The organism is Haloferula sargassicola (genome assembly GCF_040362925.1).
Lineage (GTDB): Bacteria > Verrucomicrobiota > Verrucomicrobiia > Verrucomicrobiales > Akkermansiaceae > Haloferula > Haloferula sargassicola.
Map to the genome: position 1 here is coordinate 53,196 of NZ_BAABRI010000020.1, position 22,755 is coordinate 75,950.

The 22,755-nt window shown below is 62.7% G+C and carries 17 protein-coding genes; 10 read left to right on the forward strand and 7 right to left on the reverse strand.

Annotated features, from left to right (window positions below):
• Positions 1-57: 57 nt before the first annotated feature.
• Positions 58-1,413 carry a CmpA/NrtA family ABC transporter substrate-binding protein gene (locus ABXH26_RS16375; protein ID WP_353568173.1) on the reverse strand — a complete coding sequence of 452 codons (1,356 nt, stop codon included), beginning with the start codon at positions 1,411-1,413 and terminating at the stop codon, positions 58-60.
• Positions 1,414-1,520: 107 nt separating this feature from the next.
• Entirely contained in the window at positions 1,521-2,555 is a 1,035-nt protein-coding gene (locus ABXH26_RS16380; RefSeq protein ID WP_353568174.1) for a CmpA/NrtA family ABC transporter substrate-binding protein, read from the reverse strand.
• Positions 2,556-2,645: 90 nt separating this feature from the next.
• Between ABXH26_RS16380 and ABXH26_RS16385 the strand changes: the two genes are divergently transcribed.
• Positions 2,646-3,563: a LysR family transcriptional regulator gene (locus ABXH26_RS16385; protein ID WP_353568175.1), complete on the forward strand. Its 918-nt coding sequence runs from the start codon at positions 2,646-2,648 to the stop codon at positions 3,561-3,563.
• A 56-nt stretch (positions 3,564-3,619) separates the two neighbouring features.
• On the opposite strand, the gene moaA is transcribed toward ABXH26_RS16385, so the two are convergent.
• From moaA to ABXH26_RS16405, 4 genes are all read right to left on the reverse strand, one after another.
• Entirely contained in the window at positions 3,620-4,618 is a 999-nt protein-coding gene (gene moaA, locus ABXH26_RS16390; protein WP_353568176.1) for a GTP 3',8-cyclase MoaA, read from the reverse strand.
• Between the two features lie 78 nt (positions 4,619-4,696).
• Positions 4,697-5,974, reverse strand: coding sequence for a hypothetical protein (locus ABXH26_RS16395; protein WP_353568177.1), 1,278 nt, complete (start codon positions 5,972-5,974; stop codon positions 4,697-4,699).
• Positions 5,975-6,087: 113 nt separating this feature from the next.
• The gene (locus tag ABXH26_RS16400) at positions 6,088-6,477 is read right to left on the reverse strand and encodes a DUF4870 domain-containing protein (RefSeq protein ID WP_353568178.1); all 390 of its coding nucleotides are present in this window, start codon (positions 6,475-6,477) and stop codon (positions 6,088-6,090) included.
• Between the two features lie 20 nt (positions 6,478-6,497).
• Positions 6,498-7,997 carry a S10 family peptidase gene (locus tag ABXH26_RS16405; protein WP_353568179.1) on the reverse strand — a complete coding sequence of 500 codons (1,500 nt, stop codon included), beginning with the start codon at positions 7,995-7,997 and terminating at the stop codon, positions 6,498-6,500.
• 142 nt (positions 7,998-8,139) lie between these two features.
• On the opposite strand from ABXH26_RS16405, the gene ABXH26_RS16410 reads away from it, so the two are divergent.
• Positions 8,140-8,898 carry a DUF3108 domain-containing protein gene (locus tag ABXH26_RS16410; protein ID WP_353568180.1) on the forward strand — a complete coding sequence of 253 codons (759 nt, stop codon included), beginning with the start codon at positions 8,140-8,142 and terminating at the stop codon, positions 8,896-8,898.
• A gap of 3 nt (positions 8,899-8,901) precedes the next feature.
• On the opposite strand, the gene ABXH26_RS16415 is transcribed toward ABXH26_RS16410, so the two are convergent.
• Entirely contained in the window at positions 8,902-10,185 is a 1,284-nt protein-coding gene (locus ABXH26_RS16415) for a hypothetical protein (protein ID WP_353568181.1), read from the reverse strand.
• Between the two features lie 200 nt (positions 10,186-10,385).
• On the opposite strand from ABXH26_RS16415, the gene ABXH26_RS16420 reads away from it, so the two are divergent.
• From ABXH26_RS16420 to ABXH26_RS16455, 8 genes are all read left to right on the forward strand, one after another.
• A complete protein-coding gene (locus tag ABXH26_RS16420) occupies positions 10,386-11,150 on the forward strand; it encodes a TetR/AcrR family transcriptional regulator (RefSeq protein WP_353568182.1) in 765 nt (254 codons plus the stop codon).
• On the forward strand, positions 11,134-12,573 hold the full coding sequence (locus tag ABXH26_RS16425) for an efflux transporter outer membrane subunit (RefSeq protein ID WP_353568183.1): 1,440 nt from the start codon (positions 11,134-11,136) through the stop codon (positions 12,571-12,573). Before ABXH26_RS16420 ends, ABXH26_RS16425 begins: the two co-directional genes overlap by 17 nt.
• A 4-nt stretch (positions 12,574-12,577) precedes the next feature.
• Positions 12,578-13,756, forward strand: coding sequence for an efflux RND transporter periplasmic adaptor subunit (locus ABXH26_RS16430; protein WP_353568184.1), 1,179 nt, complete (start codon positions 12,578-12,580; stop codon positions 13,754-13,756).
• Positions 13,753-16,977 carry an efflux RND transporter permease subunit gene (locus ABXH26_RS16435; protein WP_353568185.1) on the forward strand — a complete coding sequence of 1,075 codons (3,225 nt, stop codon included), beginning with the start codon at positions 13,753-13,755 and terminating at the stop codon, positions 16,975-16,977. Before ABXH26_RS16430 ends, ABXH26_RS16435 begins: the two co-directional genes overlap by 4 nt.
• A 644-nt stretch (positions 16,978-17,621) precedes the next feature.
• A complete protein-coding gene (locus tag ABXH26_RS16440) occupies positions 17,622-17,840 on the forward strand; it encodes a hypothetical protein (RefSeq protein WP_353568186.1) in 219 nt (72 codons plus the stop codon).
• A 152-nt stretch (positions 17,841-17,992) separates the two neighbouring features.
• The gene (locus ABXH26_RS16445) at positions 17,993-19,582 is read left to right on the forward strand and encodes a type I restriction-modification system subunit M (protein ID WP_353568187.1); all 1,590 of its coding nucleotides are present in this window, start codon (positions 17,993-17,995) and stop codon (positions 19,580-19,582) included.
• Positions 19,579-20,862: a restriction endonuclease subunit S gene (locus ABXH26_RS16450; RefSeq protein WP_353568188.1), complete on the forward strand. Its 1,284-nt coding sequence runs from the start codon at positions 19,579-19,581 to the stop codon at positions 20,860-20,862. The genes ABXH26_RS16445 and ABXH26_RS16450 overlap by 4 nt, the downstream gene beginning before the upstream one ends.
• A gap of 35 nt (positions 20,863-20,897) precedes the next feature.
• Entirely contained in the window at positions 20,898-22,751 is a 1,854-nt protein-coding gene (locus ABXH26_RS16455; protein ID WP_353568189.1) for a KAP family P-loop NTPase fold protein, read from the forward strand.
• Positions 22,752-22,755: the final 4 nt, after the last annotated feature.

The window sequence follows — 22,755 nt, forward strand, 5'->3', positions numbered from 1 at the left end:
AAGGAGAAAGGAAAAAGTGGGGGGAGGAAGAGCGAGTTGAAAACTCGCTCTCCGTATTCACTTGGTGGCGAGGGACGGGTCGTCCTTGATGCCGATTTTGAAGGAGTTGAGGTATTCGATGGGCTTCTTGCCGTCGAACTCGTTGCCGTCGATGAAGTCGGTGGTGGCGGGCTTGTAGCCGTCCTCGGTCCTGGTGATCTCGCTTTCCTCAAGATTTCCTTCGGCGAGGAGCGATTCGGCGGCTTTCATGTAAACTTCCGGGAGATAGACTTTTTTCGCGATCTCCTCATACCAGGAGGCGGGCTTGGGCTCGGTGATCTGGCCCCAGCGGCGCATCTGGGTGAGGAACCACACGCCGTCGGAATACCACGGGTAGGTGCAGTCGTGTTTGAAGAAGACATTGAAGTCGGGCATGTCGCGGACATCGGTCTTCTGGAAGATGAAGGTGCCGGTCATCGAGTTCTTGATGACCTCGAAGTCGGCGCCGACGTAGTTCGGCTGCGAGAGGATGCGGCAGGCTTCCTCGCGGTTGACGAGCTTGTCGCCCTCGGTGGCGTCGAGCCACTTGCCGGCGCGGATCAGGGCCTTGGTCAGCGCGATGAGGGTGTTCGGGTTTTCGTCCGCGAACTTCTTGGTCACGCCGAAGACTTTCTCCGGGTTGTTTTTCCAGATGTCGTAGTTGGTGGTGACCGGGACGCCGATGCCCTTGGCGACGGACTGTTGGTTCCACGGCTCGCCGACGCAGTAGCCGGAAATGGTGCCGGCCTCGAGGGTGGCGGGCATCTGCGGCGGCGGGGTGACGGAGAGTTCGACCTCGGCATCAGTGCGGCCGGCGAGGTCGGTCTTGGAATAATAGCCCGGGTGGATTTCCGAGGCGGCGAGCCAGTAGCGGAGTTCGTAGTTGTGGGTGGAGACCGGGAAAACCATGCCCATCTGGAGCTTCTTGCCCTCGGCGAGGAGGTCGTCGGCGATCGGCTTCAGGGCATCGGCGCTGATCGGGTGCTCGGGCTGGTCGGTGTCGAGCTCCGGATCGTTTTCCTGCATCTGCTCCCAGATCGAGTTGGAAACGGTGATGCCGTTGCCATTGAGGTCCATGGTGAACGGGGTCACGACGTGGGCCTCGGTGCCGATGCCGATGGTGGCGGCGATCGGCTGGCCGGAGAGCATGTGGGCGCCGTCGAGGTTGCCGGTGATGACGTTGTCGAGGAGGACCTTCCAGTTGGACTGGGCGATGACTTCGACCTGGAGTCCCTCGTCTTCGAAGAAGCCTTTTTCCTTGGCGATGACGATCGGGGCGCAGTCGGTCAGCTTGATGAAGCCGAGTTTCAGCTCGTCCTTTTCGACGGCGAGCTGCTCCGCGCAGAGCGGGCCGGAGACGAGGGCGGTGAGGAGGATGATGGTGCGGGTAGGCATGATGATGACGATGGTGGGGTCATCGTCGTGAAAGCGGGGCTCATGCCACGGGTGCCCGTTTGGATGAATCCCGTGAGCCGAATGCTCATGTCACCCATGCACCCGGTTCATGCCGGGAGCAGCGCCTTTTCCGCCGAGCGGAAAAGGTCCTGACGGTAGAGGCGGGTCAAGGACGAGGCCGTGATGTTGTCGGGCAGCAGGCCGGTGTTGCGCATGCCGGAGAGGAACCACGAGGCCTTGTCGGCGCTGGGGCAGTTGAGATCGCCGCCGAAGAAAAGGTGAAGGTTGGAGCCGTCAATGGTTCCGCGCCCGGAGTTGAACTTCGGGCCGAGACTGTTGCGGATCGTCTTCTCCGAGCACCCGGTGTAGGCGGGCTTGGCGAGGATGCTCACCATTTCATCGAGGAAATCCGGATCCTGGCACAGTCGGCAGGAATGGAGCAGGGCGGCGCCGAGCGCGATGGTGTCGTCGCGCCGCTCGCCGACGAAGTTGCCGTCGAGGAGCAGGATCTTTTCCGGGTGCCCCGTGGCCAGGTCGGCCGAAGTCACCGGGCTCCAGCCGTGGCCATTGAGGATGGCCTCGGAGTTCCACGGCTCGCCGACGCAGAAGCCGTCGATGTGGCCGGCGGCGAGGTGGCCGGGCATCAGCGGCGGCGGGAGAAACACCAGCTCCAGCTCGCGGCCGGCCTTGAGACCGTGGCGGTGGAGCCACGACTGCATGAGGATGTGGTGCGAGGAGTAGCGGTGGGCGGCGGCGAGGGTGAGAGGGCGGTTCTTTTTCCAGCGGTGCTGGATGAAGCCGGCGAGGCCCTCGCCGTGGCCGACGATGTCGTGCGGGATGTCGTTCGAAAGCGTGATGGCGTTGCCATGGGCGCTGAGGATCAGCGGCACGGCGACATCACGGCGCAGGCGGCTGAGGCCGAGGGCCAGGTGGAAAGCGAGGCCGGCGATCGATTGGGCGGCATCGAGTTCCCCGTAAAGGAGCATGTCGCGGACGGTCGCCCAGCCGGGTTGGCGGGAAAGGCGGACGTTGAGGCCGTACTTTTCGAAAATCCCGAGTTCCTTGGCGACCGCGACCGGAGCGCAGTCATTCAGCGGCACAAAGCCGAGGCGGATCGGCATTCGGGATTCGGTGGAAGGCATGTCATTTCACAAAGCTTGATTGGTGCCAACTCTTCGGGCATTGGCATGCACCATGCTTTTTAGCGGGAGAAATTTCCATGAGTCCTCTTCATGAGCGAGCTGCTTCCCGATCTACGCCAACTTCGATCATTTGTCGCCGTCGCGGATGAAGGAAGCTTCACGCTGGCTGCCAAGAAGTTATACCTTACGCAGTCGGCGATCAGTCACTCGATGAAGGCCTTGGAAGACAGCCTGGGCTGCAAGCTTCTCACGCGCCTGGGGAAGCGCACGAGCCTAACCGGTGAAGGCGAGGTGTTCCTCAACCGCTGCCGGCGGATTCTCGGCGAGCTGGAGCTGGCGGGTCGGGAGCTCGACGGCATGAAGCGCTGGGGCCAGAGCCGGATCCGCATCGGAGCGCCGCATTCGCTTTGCCAGTTCCTGCTGCCCACGGTGCTTCGGGAGTTCCGGGATTGCTTCCCGCGTTGCGAGCCCTCGATCGAGGCCGGGGACACGGCGGCGCTGCAGGAGCTGCTGCTGGCGCACGATCTCGACGTGGTGATCGGGATGCGGGGAAAAGACGAACCCGAGGTGGATTCGCGAGCGATTTTCAGCGATCGCATGATCTTCGTGGTGCCGCCGATGCATCCGTGGAGCGATACCGACGAGCGGCCGATCGAGGAAATCGAAGACACGCAATTCATCATCTATGCCAAGGCGACCAAGACCTATGGCCTGGTCGAAAAGCATTTCGAAAGGATGGGAGCCCGCCTGCGCACGCCGCTAGCGCTGGGCGACGTCGAGGCGATCAAGGAAATGGCCAAGATCGGAATCGGCGTCGGGATCGTGGCTCCGTGGGTGGCGCGCCGGGAGATCGAGGAGGGAAGCTTGAAATCGATCGTCGTGGGCGAAGAGGCCATCGAGCGCGAGTGGGCGGTGTTCTGGAACAAAGACCGGCCGATGAGTCTCATCGAGGAGACCTTCGCCGGCATCGCGGCGATGGTGGGCGAGGCGTTGGGGGAGGAGGTTTAAAAGCTGAAATGCTGAAAAGCTGAAACACCGAAACACCGAAACACCGAAACACCGAGTCAGCCGCCGAGATAGCTCATTTCAGCCTTCGGGGCGTGGACTTGGCCGCGTTGTTCGGAGTAGCGGTCGTCGCGGGATTGCCAGAGGCCGAGCAGGGCTGAGTGCAACACGGAGTCGTCCGCCCGCCCGCGGAGTTGTGGACGCAGGTCGTGGCCGTGGCTGGCGAACAGGCAGGTGAAAAGCTGGCCGTCGGCCGAGAGGCGGAGTCGCGTGCAGCCGCGGCAGAAGGGTTGGCTGACCGAAGCGATGATTCCGATTTCGCCCCGGCGGTCGGCAAACCCCCAGCGGCGGGCGGTTTCCCCCGCATGGGTGGGCGGGAGTGGATCCAGTGGGAATTCGCGGCCGATGATGGAGAGGATTTCTTGGGCGTCGATGACCTGGGCGGAATTCCAGTGGTTGGTTTCGCCCACGTCCATGAACTCGATGAAGCGCAAGGTCAGCTGCTGCTCACGGGCCCAGCGGGCCAGGGGCAGGATTTCCGACTCGTTGACGCCGCGCTGGATCACGCTGTTGACCTTGACGCCGAGTCCGAAGGTCCGCGCGGCTTCGATGCCGGCCAGCACGCGTTCGACCCTGGCACCCACGCCGTTCATGTGCCCGAAGACCAGAGGATCCAGCGCATCCAGGCTCACCGTGACCCGTGCCAAGCCAGCCAAGGCGAGCGCCTCGGCGTGGTGGGCGAGCAGAGTGCCATTGGTGGTGAGGGCGATTTCCTCGATGCCATCGAGCGTCGACAGCATGGCGACCAGATCCTCAATGCCGCGGCGCAGGAGCGGCTCGCCGCCGGTGAGCCGCAATTTCCTCACGCCCACACCGGTGGCGACACGGGCGACGCGGACGATTTCCTCGAAGCTCAGGATTTCCGAGCGCGGAAGGAAGTTGTGGCCGGGCCCGAAGTCCTCCGCTGGCATGCAGTAGCGGCAGCGGAAATTGCAGCGGTCGGTGACCGAGATCCGGAGGTCGTGCAGCGGGCGGTGGAGGGTATCGGTGGCGGTCACGTGTGGGGCGGGTGGCGGAAAACACGGACGGGCCCGGGGGAAATTCCCCCGGGCCCGCAGCGCAACCGTGGAAAGAAATCAGAACTTGTAGTTAAGCTCCATGCTGAACCGCGTGGTGTCAAACGGAGCGAGATTGGCGATGGGGCCGGCGGTCGGTCCGTCGGCGTCGTAGTAGGCGAACTTGGCGATCGCGAGGAAGTTCTCGTTGAACTTCTTGGCCAGCACCACGTCGTATTCCCACCCGTAGTCGAAGTCGGAGTTGTTGTCGCCGAAAAGGTGCACCGTTTGATTGAAATTCAGCCCCCAGAACGGCAGCGGAGTGGCGTGGGTCAGGTAAATGTCGGCCAGGCCGGGATTGCGGACCAGCCCGATGCGCGGGCCGATGAAGGCGTCGGCGAAACCATTGAAGGCGTGGACGGTGGCCAGCGGCGTCACGAAGTCGGCATCAAGGTACTCGTAGCCGAGCGTGAAGGTGTGGCTGCCGGCCTTGTAGGCGGCATTGACGTGGGCATACCAGGCTTCGTCGGGCTTCATCACCGGCGAGCTGTCGGTGTCGGTTTGGAAAGCGACCTCGCCGTAGAGCGTGACGGGCCCGGCGGGGGAGGTGGCGATGACGCCGTAGGTGTTGTTTGAGATGTAGCCGGCATTGGCGGCGGTCTCGTCGAAGTCCATCAGGTAGGCGTAGCCGGTGAGGGACAGGTCGCCGAAGCCGGTGTAGGTGGCGTTGAAGAGGTGGATGTCGCCCGCGAAGCTGCGCAGCGCGCCGGTGGCGTCGGAGCCGAAGATGCGGTTGGCGCGGTTGGCGTAGGCGTAGTAGAGCGTCAGGTCGTCGATCGACTGGTTGGAAATACTAAGAGCATCGTAGGTCTGCTCGTTCTGGCGCCAGCCGACGTTGCCGACGAAGGCGGCGTTGTTGAGGATGATGCGCTGGCGGCCGGCGCGGACCGTGGTGTCGAAGCCCTGATATTGAAGGTAACCCTGGTTGAGCTCGTTGGTTTCCGGGTCGAAGATCTGGGTCGTCGGCTTGGCCGGGTTCGGATCGGTCGTCTGGGCCGCGAAGGGGGTGGGGGCGGAGTCGTAGTCGTCGCCGACGGCTTGCAGGAACTCACCTTCGATCAGGGCGCTGAAGCCGTGGAAATCCTTGGTCACGAGGCCGACGCGCTCGCGGAGGGTGAAGGCGGAGGCGGTGTCGGTGCCGGGGATGTCCACATCACCGTATTCGAAACGGGCGCGGATATCGAGCGTCGGTTTGACCCACGGCTGGGCTGGCTCGCGCGTCGGCACGGGAGCGAGTTCGGGATTTCCGGCGCGGGCGGCGGAAACGGCGGCAAGCGTGAGGAGGACGGTGTATTTCATGGCAAGTTGCGTCCGCCGGGAGAGCGGGAAACCTGCCACGGCCATGCCCGGGACGCTATCCGGTCACGAAATCGATTGCAGGTATGCCATGAGGTCGGCTCATGGCTTTTCTGTCACGCGACCAGCCGCAGGCAAAACGGGTAGCGATGCCATTCGCCACGATTGGCCGCCAGGCAGGCGAGGATTTCCGCGATCAGGCCGAAGATGGCGACTGCCACGATCACCGGAATGAATAGAACGCCGACCAACAGGAAGATCGTGAGGAAGGTGAGAATCCCCAGTGCGGAAAGATAGATCAACAGGCTGATCTGGAAGTTGAGGGATTCCTTGGCGTGAAAGTCGATGAAGGGCGACTGGCCTTTTTTCCACAGCCAGATGATCAGCGGACCCACCACCCCGAGCCCCGTGGTCGCGCCGAGGATCAGGGCCAGCAGGTGGCACAGCATGGCGAGGTTCCGCTCGTCCTCCGTCGGCTGCACGGGCGCAGCCGGGTTCAGCGGCATCGGGGGTGGAGTTTCCTGGGTCACGGTTGGCTGAGAAACTTGGCCAGATCCTCCCGCGCTTTCTTCAGGTCGGGCGGATTGACGTAAAACATGTGGCCGGCGTCGAACCGGACCCGCTGGATGCGCCGGGTCACGCTCTCCGGCGCGAAGGCCATCTGCCGCAGCGAGTAGTTGATGCCGGCGGCGGGCGTGGCGAGGTCGCAACGGGCCTCCATGATCAGGACGCGCAGGTGCGGGTTGTCGCGCATGGCCGCGGCCAGTTCGCCGGACATGTTGACGTAGCTGTTGCCATTCCCCATGTCCCACGGGTTCACCTTGCCGGTCAGGATTTCATAAGGGGAATCCTCCTTCCAGCCGAGCTTGTCGCCGAGGTAGGCGAGCATGGCGGTCGAATAAGCACCGTAGGCCAGGGAATACGACGGGTCATACTGCGGATAGGGCATCGGCGGGCCGTCGGCCGGCCAGGCCACGCGGGCATCGAAGCGCCCGAGCACTTTGCCTTCATCGCGCAGCAGCTCGGCGCGGAAGCGGGTGGGATCGAGGCGCAGCCGGAGCGATTCGAGCAGGCCGGCATCGATCCCGGTCAGCCCGGCCATGGTCTCGGCGAGCTGCTTGAGCTCGTCCTGGCTGAGGGTGTTTCCTTTCGCGAAAGCCACCGCATAGTCCCCGAAGGCGAAGTCCGTCGCCTTCTGGATCAGCTCCTCGCGATCGCCCTGGAGCTTGCCGTGGAAATGGGCGGTCGCCGCATAGGCAGGGAGGTAGACCTGATAGGTGAGCGGGTCGTCCTCGCCCATCATCAGCGTGCGGAAATCGAGCAGCGACGACAGCAGGATCGTGCCGTTGATCGACATCCCGTAGCGCGACTGGAGGTGCTCGGAAAGCCCGGCGGCGCGGATGCCCCCGTAGGATTCGCCCAGCAGGAACTTCGGCGAGGCCCAGCGATCGTGCTCGGTGACCCAGCGGCGGATGAAGTCCCCGACGGACTCGATGTCCTGCCGCACGCCGTGGAACTCGTTCTGGTTCACGTCCTTTTCCGCCCGGCTGTAGCCGGTGGAAACCGGATCGATGAACACCAGGTCGGCGAGGTCGAGCAGCGAGTATTCGTTCGGGATCAGCGTGGCCGGCGGCGTGGGAGCCGTGGTGCCGTCACCGGGCATTTCGATTCGGTAGGGGCCGAGGATGCCGAGGTGCAGCCACACCGACGAGGAGCCCGGGCCGCCGTTGAAGGCGAACAGCACCGGTCGCTTGGAGGAATCGCCTGCGCCCGTCCGGAGGTAGCTGGTGTGGAAAATGGAAGCCCGCGGCGTGCCGTCGTCCTTCTTCAAAAGAAGCTTTGCGGTGGTGACCTTGTAATCGATCTTGGTGCCTTGGATCGTGACCGAGCCGGTCTTGGACACCGGCTCGGGCGTGGTGGCTTCCGGCGCCTTCTTTTCCCCACCCTGATCGGGAGGAGTTTCCGGGGCGGCGTGGAGAAGGAAGGCGAGCGAACAGAAGGCGGAAACCAGAGGCAGGGCGCGCATGAACGGGGTGAGGATCGGGTGAACGGAAACGAGTCTGTGAGGCTTCCAGCGTCGCGGGAAGCGGAATTGGGTTGAATGAACGTAGCAGGAGCCCGTCCCATTTCGCGTGAGGCTGACTTTTGTATCTTTGGTTTTCGCTTCCTTGAGCGCTTTCGGCCTCGCTGCCGAGCCGGCGTGGAAGGAAGGCATCGACCCCGCCGCGCCGGGAACGCATGCGGCGATGCGACCGATCGAGGCGGATTACCGCCTGTCCTGGAAGGGAATGATCGACGCCGGATCGATCCAGTTCGTGTTCGGTGAAACGCACCAACGCACGACCTTCAGCGCGCGGGCGAAAGGGGGCAGTCGAGGCATGGCAGCGAAGCTGTTCCCCTTTCAATTCGAATACCGCACCTTGATCGATCCGCGGACGCTCCAGCCGAAGCGCTTCGATGGCTGGGAGACCGACAAGAAAGACACCACCGAGCTCTGCACGCGCTGGAGCGGGGAGGAAATCGAGGCCCGGGAGGTGATCCATCCCCATGGGATGGATCGCGTTTTCCACCGCGAGCACCAGTTCGAGTTCGAGCCGGTGCTCGACGTGTTTTCCGCCATGCTCCATGTCCGCAGCCAGCCGCTGGAGCAGGGGGAGCGTCACCGTTTCGTGATCTATCCGCAGTCCTCCGCCTACCTCGTGGAGACCGTGGTGACCGGTCGCGAGGACAAGTTCGGCAAGCCGGCGATCCGCATGGAGCTCGACATGCGCCGGATCGGCGAGGGCATGAAATTGGAGCCCTACAAGAAGCTCCGGCAGGCCACCTTCTGGCTCGCCGACGATCGCGACCGCCTGCTGCTCGAGCTGCGCGCCAAGGTCTTCATCGGCGACGTGCGCATGAGCCTGACCGGCGCCCGCCCGCGGTGAGCCTCACTCGCGGTTCTCCTGATAGTCGCGGATCCGCTGGTTCATGTGATCCACGACGTTCGGCGGCAGGTCGTTCGAGGTCATCCACGCGGTCGCCGAGTTGAAATCGCGCTGCATCCAGCCATCGAGCATGCGGCGATACATCCGGCTCTGCTGGCGGCCGTCCTGGATGTGGCCGATGTAGTTGACCGCCACTTCCGGGTCGCCGCGGAAGGCGTGCCAGACGAATTGCTGGTAAACGCGGTCGTCGGCGTCAGCCGAATTCCGGTCGAGGAACTGGGCGGCCTCGCGCGGGTTTTCGGTCGCCATCTGGTTGGTCAGGCCGCGCAAGGCGTTGCTGCGCATGTCGCCGGACGGGAGGCTTTCGTAAAAAGCCAGCGCGCCCTCCTTGTCCTGATCCGCCCAGGCGGTCACCGCGTCGTCGATGCCACGTCCGGATTCCTGACCGGGATTCGCGGCCAGCCAGTGGGCGGCATCGGCCGGGTCGGTGCGCATCAGCTGGTCGGCCAGGCGGCGGACGGCGCCGTCGCGCAAGCGTTCGTCCTCCAGCGAGCTGATCCAGCTCTTGGCCACATCCGCGCCCTGCTCCAGCATCTGCGGCAACACGGCCGCCAAGGCTTCGCCCCGTTCGCGGGAGTAGGGCATTTCCGTCATCAGCTGGCTGGCGAGCGTCGGATCGCTGGCGGCGAGACCGCGGATCACGCCCACCATCAGCGGGTTGGCGCCGTCGCCTTCATGGTTGGTGCGGGCCCAGGCGATCGCGCCCTGCGGATCGCTGGCCGCCCAGGTGGCGAGGATCGTGTCGCGGGCGAAGGGGTGATCGATGTTTTCCGTGGCGTAGTCGAGCGCGCCCAGCGGATCGATCTTGGCCCAGGCCGTCATCAACATCTCGTATTCCGCCAGATTCTCCCGCGGGAAACCCTTTTCCCGGAAGCTGGCCACCACGGCCGCGAACTGGTCGCGGTCGAGCGTGTTCACGAAGTCCAGCCAGGCCTGCACCTTCGCCAGCGGATCGCCGGTCTTGATGATGCGCTCCATCTCTTCCGTCAGCACGTCCCAGCTCACGCTTCCATCGTCGCTCTCTTGCCGCTCCGACAAGCGGGCGGAGTCCGCGAGCCCGCCCGAGCCGTCGGCGAAGCGGCCCGCATTCGCGGAGCCCTCGGCGGCTTGGCCGGGATGCGCATCGACATCGTCCGGCGCGGCGGAGGGAGCGGTGGCTCTTCCGACAAAAAAGGCGGCAGTGCCGGCAACGGCAACCGAGGCAAGGAGAGGAAGGGGCGACTTCATGGACGAGGTATCAAACGCGAGCAAGGATACCGCCCTTTCGCAGCGTTTCCTCCACCAAAAACCGGGATGAAAGGAGCCTGTCCCGGGTCGCCTGCAGCCCTATCAGGACGAAAATCGAGCGTTGGAGACCACCCTTTGAATCAGACCTTGGGCGTCAGGGTGGGGTTCGAGTCGGGGCGTTGAAACAAATATTCAATCACATGTTTGACAATCCCAAGGGAGTGGACAGCTTGGGCGCCGTGAAGGCATCGATGACCAAGGTGGAAAGTGGCATCGCCACCCGCCAACGCTTGTTGGAAGCGGCGCAGGAGCTTTTTGCTCTCCACGGATTCGACAAGGTGGCGGTCCGGGAAGTCACGGAGAAAGCCGGCGCCAATGTGGCCGCGGTGAACTACCACTTCGGAAGTCGCGAAGGACTGGTGGAGAAGGTGATCGAGCGATATCTCACGCCGATCAATGAAGAGCGCCTGGCGCGGCTTGAGCGGTGCGAAAAGGCGGCTCCGGGGAAGGTGGTTGCCCTTGAGGAGCTGTTGGACGCCTTCGTGCGGCCCTTCGTCACCCAATTGCGGCGCAGCGAGTTGTCGGAGCGGCTGTGCCTGCGCCTCATCGGTCGTTTGCTCGGCGATCAGGCCAAGCTCCCCGTCGCCTCGGAAATCCAATTCCAGATGGTGATGAATCGATTCAAACAGGCTTTCGAAAGAGCCCTGCCTGGGGTGACGGAAGAGGATCTGATCTGGCGTTGTCACTTCATGGCCGGAGGGATGATCCATGCCATGTCCAACGCCGAGATCCTTCAGCGGATGACTCAGGGGCGCGCCGGAGATCCCTCGATGGAGCTCACGCTCTCCCGCTTCGTGCGCTTCGCCGCCGCCGGGCTTCGGCAGGCCTCGGGAAATCCAACCGATCCTGGTTCGGAGAAAGCGGGGGAAAACGAAGAAGTTCCTCAGGGTGAGTTCCTCTTTTGATTTCATGGGCGTCCATTTGAAACCCTTGTTCGGCGGCCTTGTCATCCTGGGGATAGCCAGTTGTTCGCTGGTTCCTCCAGGCAGCCGAATGGAGGAGGCGGGGTCGGTTCCCGGCTCCTGGTCGGCCACGAAGCAGGCTCAGGCAGGAATCGACGATCACTGGGTCGATCGCGTCGGAAACGGAAGTTTGAAACGTCTGGTGAAAGAGGCCTATGAAGCCAACCCAGATCTGCGGGCCGCGGCGGCCCGGGTCCAGAGGGCGGCGGCGGCCGCCAAGGGTGCCGGTGCGGCGGCCAGGCCTCAATTGAATGGAGCGTTTCAAGCCAACCGGCAGAAGCAGAATTTCATCGGTCTGCCAATCGGAGGTGGCACCGGCGTGTTGTCATCGATTTCCGAAAGCTACGGGGCCTCGCTCAACCTGAGCTGGGAGATCGACCTGTGGGGCAAGGTGCGCGCCGGCGAGCAGGCGGCGCTGGCCGACCTGCAGGCGCAGGGCCAGACCTATCGCGCGGCGCGGGCGTCGCTGGCGGCGCAGGTGACCCGCGCCTGGCTGGCCTTGGCCGAGGCCAACGAGCAGATCGCCTTGGCGGAGGAGGCGGTGAAGGTCCGCAAGGACAACTCCGAGCTGATCTTCGGTCGCTTCGAAACGGCGGCCGCGGAGGCCGGGGCGAGTGGTTCGCAGGTGCGGCTGGCCCAGACCGATGTGGCGACCGCCGAGGCCAACCTTTCCCAGCGCCGCGGCGAGGCCGACCAGGCCAAGCGTCAGTTGGAGATCCTTCTGGGCCGCTATCCGTCCGCCGCGATCACCGGCGCGGCGAGATTGCCAGACGTACCTCCGTTTCCTCCTGCCGGTTTGCCTTCCGAGCTGCTGCTGCGCCGGCCGGACATCGTGGCGGCGGAGCGGCGGCTGGCCGCGGCCGGCAAGCGCCTGACCGAGGCCAAGCTCGCCTACTACCCGAGCTTTCCGCTGACCGCCTCCGCCGGCAGCACCACCAACCAGCTGCGCGACATCCTCGACAGCGACTTCGGCGTGTGGTCGATCGGCGGCCGCATCGTCCAGCCGATCCTGAGTGGCGGCCAGCTCAAGTCTCAGGAGGAAATCCGCAGCGCCGAGGAAAGGGAGGCGCTGGCGAACCTCCAGCAGACCGTGCTGAACGGCTTCGGCGAGGTCGAAACCGCGCTCGCCGCCGACCGCTTCCTGGCCGAGCGCGAGAAATCCGTGGCCGACGCGCTGGAGCTGGCCGTGGACGGTGCCGACTCCGCCCTGGAGGACTTCGCCGGCGGCGCGGGTGACGTGTTGACGCTGCTGCAGGCCCAGTCCCGCCGCATCGAGCTGGCCTCCCAGCGGCTGACGCTGCGCCGGCTGCGCCTCGACAACCGGGTTTCCCTGCACCTCGCGCTCGGCGGCGATTACCGACTTTGATCCCATGGACAACCCTTACGAAACCACGCATGCCGAAGAGGAAGTGCACCGCCGCTCGGCGATCCGCGCGGTGTTCTCCTTCCTGCTGGCGCTGCTCATCATCCTCGCGGCCTTTGTGTTCGGCGTGATCATGTTCCTGAACCGCGAAAAGGCCGACACGGTGGAAACCGAAAAGCCGGTCCCGGCGGTCCGGTCCGAGCCGATCGAGGTCGGCGAGGTGACGCCGATGCTCGACAGCGAAGGGGTGGTGGAAAGCCGGCGCCAGGTGAAGCTGGCCGCGCAGGTCGGCGGGCGGGTCGAATGGATCTCCGACCAGCTCGTGGCCAGCGGCCGGGGGGGGGAGAACGAGGTGCTGGTGCGGATCGAAGTTTCCGACCTGAAGGCCCGCCTGGCCACCGCCGAATCGGCGCTGGCGGAGGCGAAGCTGGCGCTGGAGGTGGAAAAAGCCAAGGGCGAGCAGGCGCGGCGCGATTGGGCCAAGCTGGGTCGCGGCGAGCCTTCCGGGCTGACCCTGCGCAAGCCCCAGATCGCCAGCGCCGAGGAGCGCGTGGCCTCCGCCAGCGAGGAGGTCGAGCGGTCGACCCGCGACGTCGAGCGGGCGGAAATCCGGGCTCCGTTCGCGGGCCGCGTCCGCATGGCCTCGGCGGAAGTGGGGGCGATCCTCGCGCCGGGCACGGTGGTGGCTGATCTTTATTCCGACTCCGACCTCGAGGTGGACCTGCCGTTTCCCCTGCGGGATTTCGGCTTCATCGCCAAGGACGCGGAGACCGAATTCCAGATCACCGCCACGCTGGGCGGGGAGACGAAATCGTGGCCGGCGAAGCTGGCCCGGGTGTCCGGCGAGGTCGAGCGCACCACCTTGACCGGCCACGTCATCGCCAAGGTGCAGGCGGGCGACGACGGCTTTCCGCCGGTCGGGCTGTTCGTGGAAGCCGAGCTGCCCGGAAAGACGATCTCGAACGTGGTTGAGATCCCGCGTTCCACGATCCGCGGCCTCAACGAGGTATGGGTGGTGCGCGACGGGCGGCTGGCGAAGGTCGAGGTCGAGGAGGTCTGGACGACCCGCGAGACGGTGGTCGTGCGCGCGCCCTTCGAGCCGGACGACCGGCTGCTGCTGACCCGCATGGGCACACCGGTCGAGGGCATGGAGGTCCGCGAGGCCGAGCAGGAGGACGGGAAATGAAGAACGCCATCAAATGGTTCAGCGAGAACCACGTCGCGGGCAATTTCCTGATGCTCGCGGTGGTGCTCGCCGGGTTCTCGACCTGGTTCAAGCTCAAGAAGGAGATCTTTCCCGAGACCTCCATCGATGCCATCGCGGTCCAGATCCCCTATCCGAATGCGACGCCCGAGGAGGTCGAGCGCGGCGTGTGCGTGCCGGTCGAGGAGGCGGTCGCCGACCTGACCGGGATCAAGAAGCTGCGCTCCACCGCCACCCAGAACATCGGCGTGGTCACCGTGGAGGTGGAGACCGGCTACGACGTCCGCAACGTGATGGACGACGTGAAAACCCGCGTCGATGCCATCGACAACTTTCCCGAGCAGGCCGAGAAGCCGGTGCTGGAGGAGATCCTGATCAAGAACCCGGTGATGAGCCTGGCCATCACCACCGACCGCGCGGTCGATGAGATGACGCTCACGCGGCTGGCCGAAAACATCCGCGACGACCTGCTGACCTACGAGGGACCGGGACCGAAGTCGGTGATGGACGTGGTGGCGAATTTCCTGCGCGGGAAACCGTCGATCTCGCAGGTGTCGATCGCCGGCACCCGGGACTACGAGCTTTCCATCGAAGTGTCCGAGGAGCGGCTGCGCGAGCTGGGCCTGACCCACGAGCAGGTGGCGGCGGCGGTCCGGCGGACCTCGATCGACCTGCCCGGCGGCTCGATCCGTACCGAGGGCGGCGAGCTGATCGTCCGCGCCTTGGGGAAACGCTACACGGCGAACGAATTCCGGACCATCCCGGTGGCCACGCGGCCGGATGGCTCGGAGGTGCTGCTGGAGGAAATCGCGGAGGTCCACGATGGCTTTGAGGACGTCGATTTGTCCGCCAACTTCGATGGCAAGCCGGCGGTGCTGGTGAACGTGTTCCGCGTCGGCAACGAGGACACGCTGGCCCTCGCTCAGCTGGTGAAAGACTATGTGACGCACTCCGAGGCCCGCGTGCCGGAAGGGGTCAACGTTTCGATCTGGAACGACCAGAGCTCCTACCTGCAGGGCCGCCTGGACCTGCTCAAGCGCAACGCCACCTGGGGCCTCTTCCTGGTGCTGCTGGTGCTGGCCCTGTTCCTGCGCCCGTCGCTGGCCTTACTGGTCGCGCTCGGGATCCCGATCTCCTTCGCCGGCGGCATCTGGCTGATGCCGATGCTCGGGATTTCCATCAACATGATATCCCTGTTCTCCTTCATCTTGGTGCTGGGGATCGTGGTCGATGACGCCATCGTGACCGGGGAAAACGTCTACTCGCGCATCCAGAAGGGCGAGCATCCACGGGAAGCGTCGTACTTGGGTACGCACGAGGTCGGCACGGTGGTCGTGTTCGGGGTCCTCACCACCATGGCGGCCTTCACGCCGATGCTCGGCTTGAGCGGCGTTTCCGGGAAAATCTGGCCCAACATTCCGCTCGTGGTCATCCCGACGCTCGGGTTTTCGCTGTTGCAGTCGAAGTTCGTGCTGCCCGCCCACCTTGCGCTGCTGGCCCCGCACCAGAAGGAGCGGCCGAAAAACCCGATCTTCCGGCTCCAGCGCTTCATTGCCGACGGGCTGGAGGTCTTCGTGGCAAGGGTCTACACGCCGGCGCTCCATTTCTGCCTGCGCTGGCGGATCGTCACCGCGGCGGCCTTCATCGGGCTGCTGGTCGGCTCGATCGGCTTCGTCGCCGGCGGTCACGTGAAGTTCAAGTTCTTCCCCGATGTGGAGGGCGACATCCTTTCGGCCAAGTTCGAGCTGCCGCAGGGCGCTCCTTTCGCCTCCACTCAGGACATCGCCAGCCGGCTGGAAAAGGCCGCCATGAAGGTCGGCCACGAACTCAAGAACAACGACGGCGAACCGGTGATCCGGCACCTGCTCGCCTCGTCGGGCACCCAGCCCTTCCAGACCGGCTTCAATCCCAACGGTCCACCGAAGGCCACCCACCTCGGCGAGGTGACCCTGGAGCTGACCCCGGCCTCGGGCCGCTCGGTGACCGGCCGCGAGTTCATCGATGCCTGGCGCAAGGAAGCCGGCGACCTGCCGGGTCTCGAGGAGATCAGCTTCAAGGCCGAGACCGCCGGCGGCGGGAATGCCTTCGATTTCAACCTCATGGGTCCCGATCTCGAGCGTCTGCGCGAGGCGACCGCCTGGGTGAAGAGCCAGCTCGGGGAATATGGGGGCGTGATCGACATCGCCGACTCGAACCGGGCCGGAAAAGACGAGCTGCGGCTGGTCCGGCTGACGCCCCAGGGCAAGGCGCTCGGACTCCGGCTGGCGGAGGTGGCCAGCCAGGTGCGGGATGCTTTTTATGGAAATGAAGCCCAGCGCCTGCAACGTGGCCGGGATGAGGTGAAGGTCATGATCCGCTATCCGCAGTCGGATCGACGTCAACTCGCTTCGCTGGAGAACATGCGCATCCGCACCCAGAATGGCGACGAGGTGCCGCTCACGCAGGTCGTCGAATACGAGTTCGGCCGCGGCCCCGCGGTGATCAGCCGCACCGACCGTCAACGCTCGATCAAGGTCACGGCGGACGTCGAAGGCGGCACCAATGCCAACGAGGTGATGCGGACCTTCGTGCCGGACACGCTCGACCAGCTGGCGCAAAAGTTCCCCGGCGTGCGCTACGAGTTCGAGGGCGAGCAAAAGGACCAGGCCGACAGCGTGCGTGAGATCGGCATCGGTTTCCTCGGAGCCCTCATCATGATGTATGTGTTGATCGCCATTCCGCTGAAGTCCTATTGGCAGCCGATCATCATCATGACGGTGATTCCCTTCGGCCTGATCGGCGCGATCGGCGGCCACCTGTTGCTCGGCATGAACCTTTCGATCATGTCCATGTGCGGCCTGGTCGCCCTGGCCGGCGTGGTGGTGAATGACTCGCTGGTACTGGTCGACTTCGTCAACCGCCACCGCGACGAGGCCGGGTCGGTCGTCGAGGCCGCCCGCCAGGCCGGCGGCCGGCGTTTCCGGGCCATCCTGCTCACCTCGCTGACCACCTTCGTCGGCCTGATGCCCATGCTCATGGAGACCGACGTCCAGGCCCGTTTCCTCATCCCCATGGCGGTATCGCTCGGCTTCGGAATCCTGTTCGCCACGGTCATCACCTTGTTCCTCGTGCCCTGTGTGTATGTGCTGCTTGAAGACATGCGCCGTCTTGTCACCAGCCGGAAGATGAAGCGCCTCGAAGCCCAAGCGCATCATGTGGGTTAGGTCAGGAAATCGATGACGGTGCAATGGCACGGGATGAAGCTCCGATCAGGCTTCTTCCATCCCGGAGGGACTCGGGAAATGAGCCGGTGGCGACGACCGCCGGTGGGGGCGGCGGGCATCGACCGCCGGGCAGGCCCCCAGAACTCCACCCCTTCTGAGGTCTTACTTCGAGTCCCTCCCCGCCCGACTCACCCAAGACGAACCAGCGGCCCAAGGAAATTCACCCCCGGCAGGGACATCGGAAAGGGGGGGGCGACGGTTTCCGCTGGCTTCCGCCGGCCCTTCCGGGGCTTGGTTGACGATGGACCGCTTTCCTCACGCCACCGTCTTATGACCAGTGCCTTCCGGGGGCATGGAAAACCAGCGAAAATCGCTTCACTTCCGTGCCATTCCTGGCGGTGCCGGATTCGACAGCCGGCAGAGGAAAGGCCGGCCAGGAATGGAAGGCCCGAACTGGTCCACCCAGCAGGGTTCCAGTTTTCCTCCGCCCGCGACCAATCCCGCCATCGAAGGCCGCCGGGCTCTTCCCTGGAGCGCCTTGATCGTCCAGACAGGTCTGTAAGGGAGAGCGGCCAGCGAATCACCCGGGCGGAGATAAAATTTTATGCTCGCACCGGTTTGTGGGTGGCAAACTGTATAACGTAATGGAAGCCAACGAGATGCGCTGGCTGAGGCACTGTCAAAACTCGCCAGATTACGAATTTGCCGCGCAAATCAGTGATTTGCGCCGCGAATTTGAAACTCGACCTAACGAATTAACGATTTGGCCGCCGAATTTGAAATTCGACTCATCGAATTTCAAATTTCCCGCGCAAATCAGTAATCTGGCGGAAAAATCAGCGATCTGGCGCGCAAATCGGTAATTTGGCGGATGAATTTGGCGTCTGCCGCGCTGATCGATGATTCACCTGGCAGGGGAGGGGTTCGCGCCGCGGATTCGGAATTCTCGGGCGGCGACGGAGAGCCGCGATGCTTCATCTTGTCATGGCATGGGTGAAATCTCTAATTTCCACCCGTGCCAGCTCGCAAACGCGCCGCCAAGAAAGCGGCTTCCAAAGCCCCCAAAGACAAGTCCCTCGAATCCTGGATCTGGGACGCCGCCTGCTCCATCCGCGGGGCGAAGGACGCGCCGAAGTACAAGGACTACATCCTGCCCCTCATCTTCACCAAGCGCCTCTGCGACGTCTTCGACGACGAGATCGACCGCATCGCCGAAAAGGTCGGCTCGCGGAAGAAAGCGTTCCAGCTCGCCAAGGCGGACCACAAGCTCGTCCGCTTCTACCTGCCGCTGGTCCCGGAGGATCCCGAGCAGCCGGTCTGGTCCGTGATCCGCAAGCTCGCCGACAAGATCGGCGAGGGCGTCACCACCCACCTGCGGGCCATCGCGAAGCAGAACCCGCTGCTGGAGGGCATCATCGACCGCGTCGATTTCAATGCCACCACCCACGGCCAGCGCGACCTCGATGACGACCGGCTCTCGAACCTCATCGAGGCCATCAGCACCAAGCGCCTCGGGCTGGCGGACGTGGAGGCGGACATCATCGGCAAGAGCTACGAGTACCTCATTCGCAAGTTCGCCGAGGGCGGCGGCCAGAGCGCCGGCGAGTTCTACACCCCCGGCGAGGTCGGAGAAATCATGGCCCGCGTGCTCGATCCCGAGCCGGGCATGGAGATCTACGATCCCACCTGCGGCTCCGGCGGCCTGCTCATCAAGTGCGAGATCGCCATGGAGGCGAAGATGAAGGGCAAGGCCCGCACCTTCGCCCCGCTCAAGCTCTACGGTCAGGAATACGTCGCCGAGACCTGGGCCATGGCGAACATGAACATGATCATCCACGACATGGAGGGTCAGATCGAGATCGGCGACACCTTCAAGAACCCCAAGTTCCGCGACCGGCGCGGCAAGCTCCGCACCTTCGACCGCGTCGTCGCCAATCCCATGTGGAACCAGGACTGGTTCACCGAGACGGACTACGATGCCGATGAACTCGACCGCTTCCCCTCCGGCGCCGGTTTCCCCGGGAAATCCTCCGCCGACTGGGGCTGGGTCCAGCACATGCACGCCAGCCTGAAGGCCGATGGCCGCGCTGCCGTGGTGCTCGATACCGGCGCCGCCTCCCGCGGCTCCGGCAATGCCGGGACCAACAAGGAAAAGACCGTCCGCCAGTGGTTCGTCGATCAGGACCTCGTCGAGAGCGTCCTCTACCTGCCGGAAAACCTCTTCTACAACACCACCGCCCCCGGCATCGTCCTGTTCCTGAACAAGGCCAAGCCCAAGGCCCGCCAGGGCAAGGTCTTCCTCGTCAATGCCAGCCAGGTCTTTGAGAAGGGCGATCCCAAGAACTTCATCCCGCAGACCGGCATCGACCGCCTCAGCGAAGTGCTTATCGGCTGGAAGGAGGAGGAAAAGCTCAGCCGCATCGTCGATCGCGCCGAGCTGGTGAAGAACGACTACAACCTCTCGCCCAGCCGCTACATCCACACCAGCGACGCCGAGGAATACCGCCCCCTCGCGGAAATCGTCGCCGAGCTGGATGCCCTCGAAGCCGAGGCCCGGGAAACCGACAAGGCCCTGCGGAAAATCCTCAAGCAGCTCGGCGTATGACGGCCACCCTAAGGAGGGGGGACATTCCTGTCCCCAAACATGAGCTTCGGAAAACGGAAATCGGCACCATCGGCGCTGATTGGAAGCTCGTTCGCCTGAAGGATGTCGCAGAGAAGCCACAATATGGACTCACCGCTAAAGCGGCGAAATCAGGCAAGACTAGGTTTCTTCGGATTACGGACATCACCGATAGCGGGGTAAACTGGTCGAGCGTGCCATTTTGCAGCGGCCCAGCCAAGAAGCTTGAATCCTGCCGCTTGAAATCCGGTGACATCGTATTCGCTCGGATTGGTGCGACAACCGGCAAGAGCTACCTGATCAAAGATCCGCCAGAAGCTGTCTTTGCATCCTACCTCATCCGCGTCCGGGCCGGTGACGAATTGGATCCATGTTTCCTGAGCCACTTCTTCAAGTCGCGTGGCTACTGGCAGCAGGTTGATGCGAACAAGCATTCCAATTTGAAGAAGGGCGTAAATGGGACGGTGCTGAGCGACCTGCTTCTCCCTCTCCCCCCACTCCCCGAGCAAAAGCGCATCGCCCACATCCTCTCGACCGTGCAGCGGGCCATCGAAGCGCAGGAGCGGATCATCCAGACCACCACCGAGCTGAAAAAGGCCCTCATGCACAAGCTCTTCACCGAAGGCACCCGCGGCGAAAAGCAGAAGGATTCCGAAATCGGCCCGGTCCCGGTGAGCTGGGAGGTGGTGCGCCTTTCGGATGTCTGCCGCTTCCAAAGTGGTGGGACCCCCTCCAAGAAGAATCCGGAATATTGGCAGGGCACCATTCCTTGGGTCTCGCCGAAGGACATGAAGCGCCCACGACTGAATGATGTTGAAGACCACATCTCCCAGGAAGCGCTCGATAGTGGCAGCAAACTCGCTCCGGCTGGTTCGGTCTTCGTCGTCGTTCGCGGGATGATCTTGGCAAAGACCGTTCCTGTTGCGCTCGCTGAAGTCCCAATGGCAATCAACCAGGACATGAAGGCCATCGTTCCCGGATCAAAGCTCCGGTCCGATTTCCTGCTCTACGCCTTGGAGACCTTCCGAGATAACCTGTTCAAGAAAGTTGGACGCTCGGGGCACGGAACATGCACCTTGATGGGGCACGAGGTGGCTGCGTTCAAAATCCCGCTTCCAGACATGGGAACCCAGGAAGTGATCGCTTCTGCGATTCAAAACCTCGATCGCAAGAAAAGTCTGCACGAGGAAAAACGCCAGCAGCTCCACGACGTCTTCCGCACCCTACTTCACGAGCTGATGACCGCGAAAGCCCGAGTGTAGAATATCTCAATCAAATACTCAGAATATGAATTACTATGTGGGCAGATAACGAAACTGACGAAGATCTCCTTGGGTTTTCGCTCCATGCGAATCTGATTGGGGAGATTGTCACTGATCCCGAAATGCTGCCTGTAACCATCGGCCTCTTCGGAGACTGGGGAGGCGGAAAATCCAGCATCCTCAAGATTCTCCAGCGCAATTTCGCGGAACATCCAGACTTCGCAGTGATTTACTTCAACAGCTGGGTCTTCGAAGGCTACGAAGATGCGAAGTCGGCAATACTAACATCTCTTCTAACGGAACTTCGTGACCAGCGAGAATGGGGTGAGGTAATCAAAGATGAAATCGGGTCACTCATTAGGCGTGTCCGCTGGATGAAAGTTCTTAAGTCAGCCACGTCTGCAGGTCTGGCCTACCTTACAGCCAATCCACTCTTTCTTGCAGGATTAGAAAACCCACTTGGACCGAAAGAAGTCGAGAAGCCGGAAAAGGAAGCAGAGACCGAACCAAGCGAAATCAATCCTGAGGACTACTTGAAAGATGTTGAGGAGACAGTGCACAATGTGAGGTCCTTCAGAAAGGATTTTCAGTCTCTGATCGAGAAGACCAAGCTGAAGGCATTTGTAATTCTCATCGATGATTTAGACCGCTGTTCGCCAGAGCGGGTGATCGAAAACCTCGAGGCCGTCAAACTTTTCCTGAACGTTGAAAGCACGGCTTTCGTCGTGGCGGCAGACCGGCGAATTGTTGAGAACGCAATCCGAATTCGATACTCAAATCTGTTCTCAGGAGAACGTGAGGTTTCGCCCGATCAGGAAGCATTGGTTACGGATTACCTAGAAAAGCTCATTCAGGTTCCCTACACTCTCCCGAAGCTGGCTCCACACGAGGTTCGATCATACATGAGTCTTTTGTTCCTCAAGAAGCACCTTGAAGCTGGCCGCTTCGACAAACTCTTGAGCGAGTATTCTGAGTTTCTATCCCGAGAGAGATACAAAGCCTTCCCCCTCGACGCGACTCTTGAATCGGTTCCAGACGGCGGAACGAAGGAGGAGCTCACCGAATGCGTTCGATTGGTCGAGTCAAGCTCAGATGCAATCACCGATGGGCTCAAGGGAAACCCGAGACAAATCAAAAGGTTCCTGAACTCCTACTGGCTGAGGAAGAAGCTGGGAAGCGTAGCTCAGCTTACCCATATCAAAGACCACATTCTCATCAAATTGATGGTTCTTGAATACGTGAGTTCCGATCGATTCGAGGAACTCTACTCGCTCCATCGACTTAGTGACGATGGGACTGTGGACTTGCTCGGCGAGCTTGAGGATGCCGAGTCAATAGAACAATTGGATGAGAAACTTAAGAACTGGCGCACACCACGCCTTTGGAAGTGGTTAAAGTTGGAGCCAATTCTGGCAGGAGTTGATCTGCGGGACTACTTTTGGGTCTCTAGGAGCTCAGTTTCCGACACCTTGTCAGGGGTTAGGCTGCTCAGCCATGCAATGCGTCAATGTGTGGATTCGATGCTCTCCGCCTCCGTAAAACCGCAGAATAGGGCGGATTTCTTCGGAGCGCTCACAGAAGACGAGCAGACAGGAGTGCTCTCGATGGTTTCAAAGAAGGCCATGCAAGATCCTTCCAATCAGACTCCATTGGAGTCGCTACTAGGTCTTGCTGTCGCTGGTTTTGAGCAGGCCGCGAATGCCTTTAAATCGAGTGCGCTGAAGATTGGGGCAAACCAACTCAATCCCGGCCTTGGCATTTTACTGCGGGGGGCGAAGCCGCCCTCGGCATCGGGATCGGAGAAGATTTTAAACGAGGTAATTACGAACCTGGCGGCGACGGAGACAAGAATTGGGCGAGCGCTGAAGTCAAAGAAAAAGACGAACTAGATCA

What these genes read in the sequence shown, in the direction of transcription:
- ABXH26_RS16400 (WP_353568178.1), bottom strand. Translation starts at nt 6,477, where the DNA reads ATGCCGCTGAACCCGGCTGCGCCCGTGCAGCCGACGGAGGACGAGCGG.
- ABXH26_RS16440 (WP_353568186.1), top strand. Translation starts at nt 17,622, where the DNA reads ATGGAAGCCAACGAGATGCGCTGGCTGAGGCACTGTCAAAACTCGCCA.
- ABXH26_RS16420 (WP_353568182.1), top strand. Translation starts at nt 10,386, where the DNA reads ATGTTTGACAATCCCAAGGGAGTGGACAGCTTGGGCGCCGTGAAGGCA.
- ABXH26_RS16455 (WP_353568189.1), top strand. Translation starts at nt 20,898, where the DNA reads ATGTGGGCAGATAACGAAACTGACGAAGATCTCCTTGGGTTTTCGCTC.
- ABXH26_RS16415 (WP_353568181.1), bottom strand. Translation starts at nt 10,185, where the DNA reads ATGAAGTCGCCCCTTCCTCTCCTTGCCTCGGTTGCCGTTGCCGGCACT.
- ABXH26_RS16385 (WP_353568175.1), top strand. Translation starts at nt 2,646, where the DNA reads ATGAGCGAGCTGCTTCCCGATCTACGCCAACTTCGATCATTTGTCGCC.
- ABXH26_RS16380 (WP_353568174.1), bottom strand. Translation starts at nt 2,555, where the DNA reads ATGCCTTCCACCGAATCCCGAATGCCGATCCGCCTCGGCTTTGTGCCG.
- ABXH26_RS16405 (WP_353568179.1), bottom strand. Translation starts at nt 7,997, where the DNA reads ATGCGCGCCCTGCCTCTGGTTTCCGCCTTCTGTTCGCTCGCCTTCCTT.
- ABXH26_RS16435 (WP_353568185.1), top strand. Translation starts at nt 13,753, where the DNA reads ATGAAGAACGCCATCAAATGGTTCAGCGAGAACCACGTCGCGGGCAAT.
- ABXH26_RS16450 (WP_353568188.1), top strand. Translation starts at nt 19,579, where the DNA reads ATGACGGCCACCCTAAGGAGGGGGGACATTCCTGTCCCCAAACATGAG.
- ABXH26_RS16395 (WP_353568177.1), bottom strand. Translation starts at nt 5,974, where the DNA reads ATGAAATACACCGTCCTCCTCACGCTTGCCGCCGTTTCCGCCGCCCGC.
- ABXH26_RS16375 (WP_353568173.1), bottom strand. Translation starts at nt 1,413, where the DNA reads ATGCCTACCCGCACCATCATCCTCCTCACCGCCCTCGTCTCCGGCCCG.
- ABXH26_RS16430 (WP_353568184.1), top strand. Translation starts at nt 12,578, where the DNA reads ATGGACAACCCTTACGAAACCACGCATGCCGAAGAGGAAGTGCACCGC.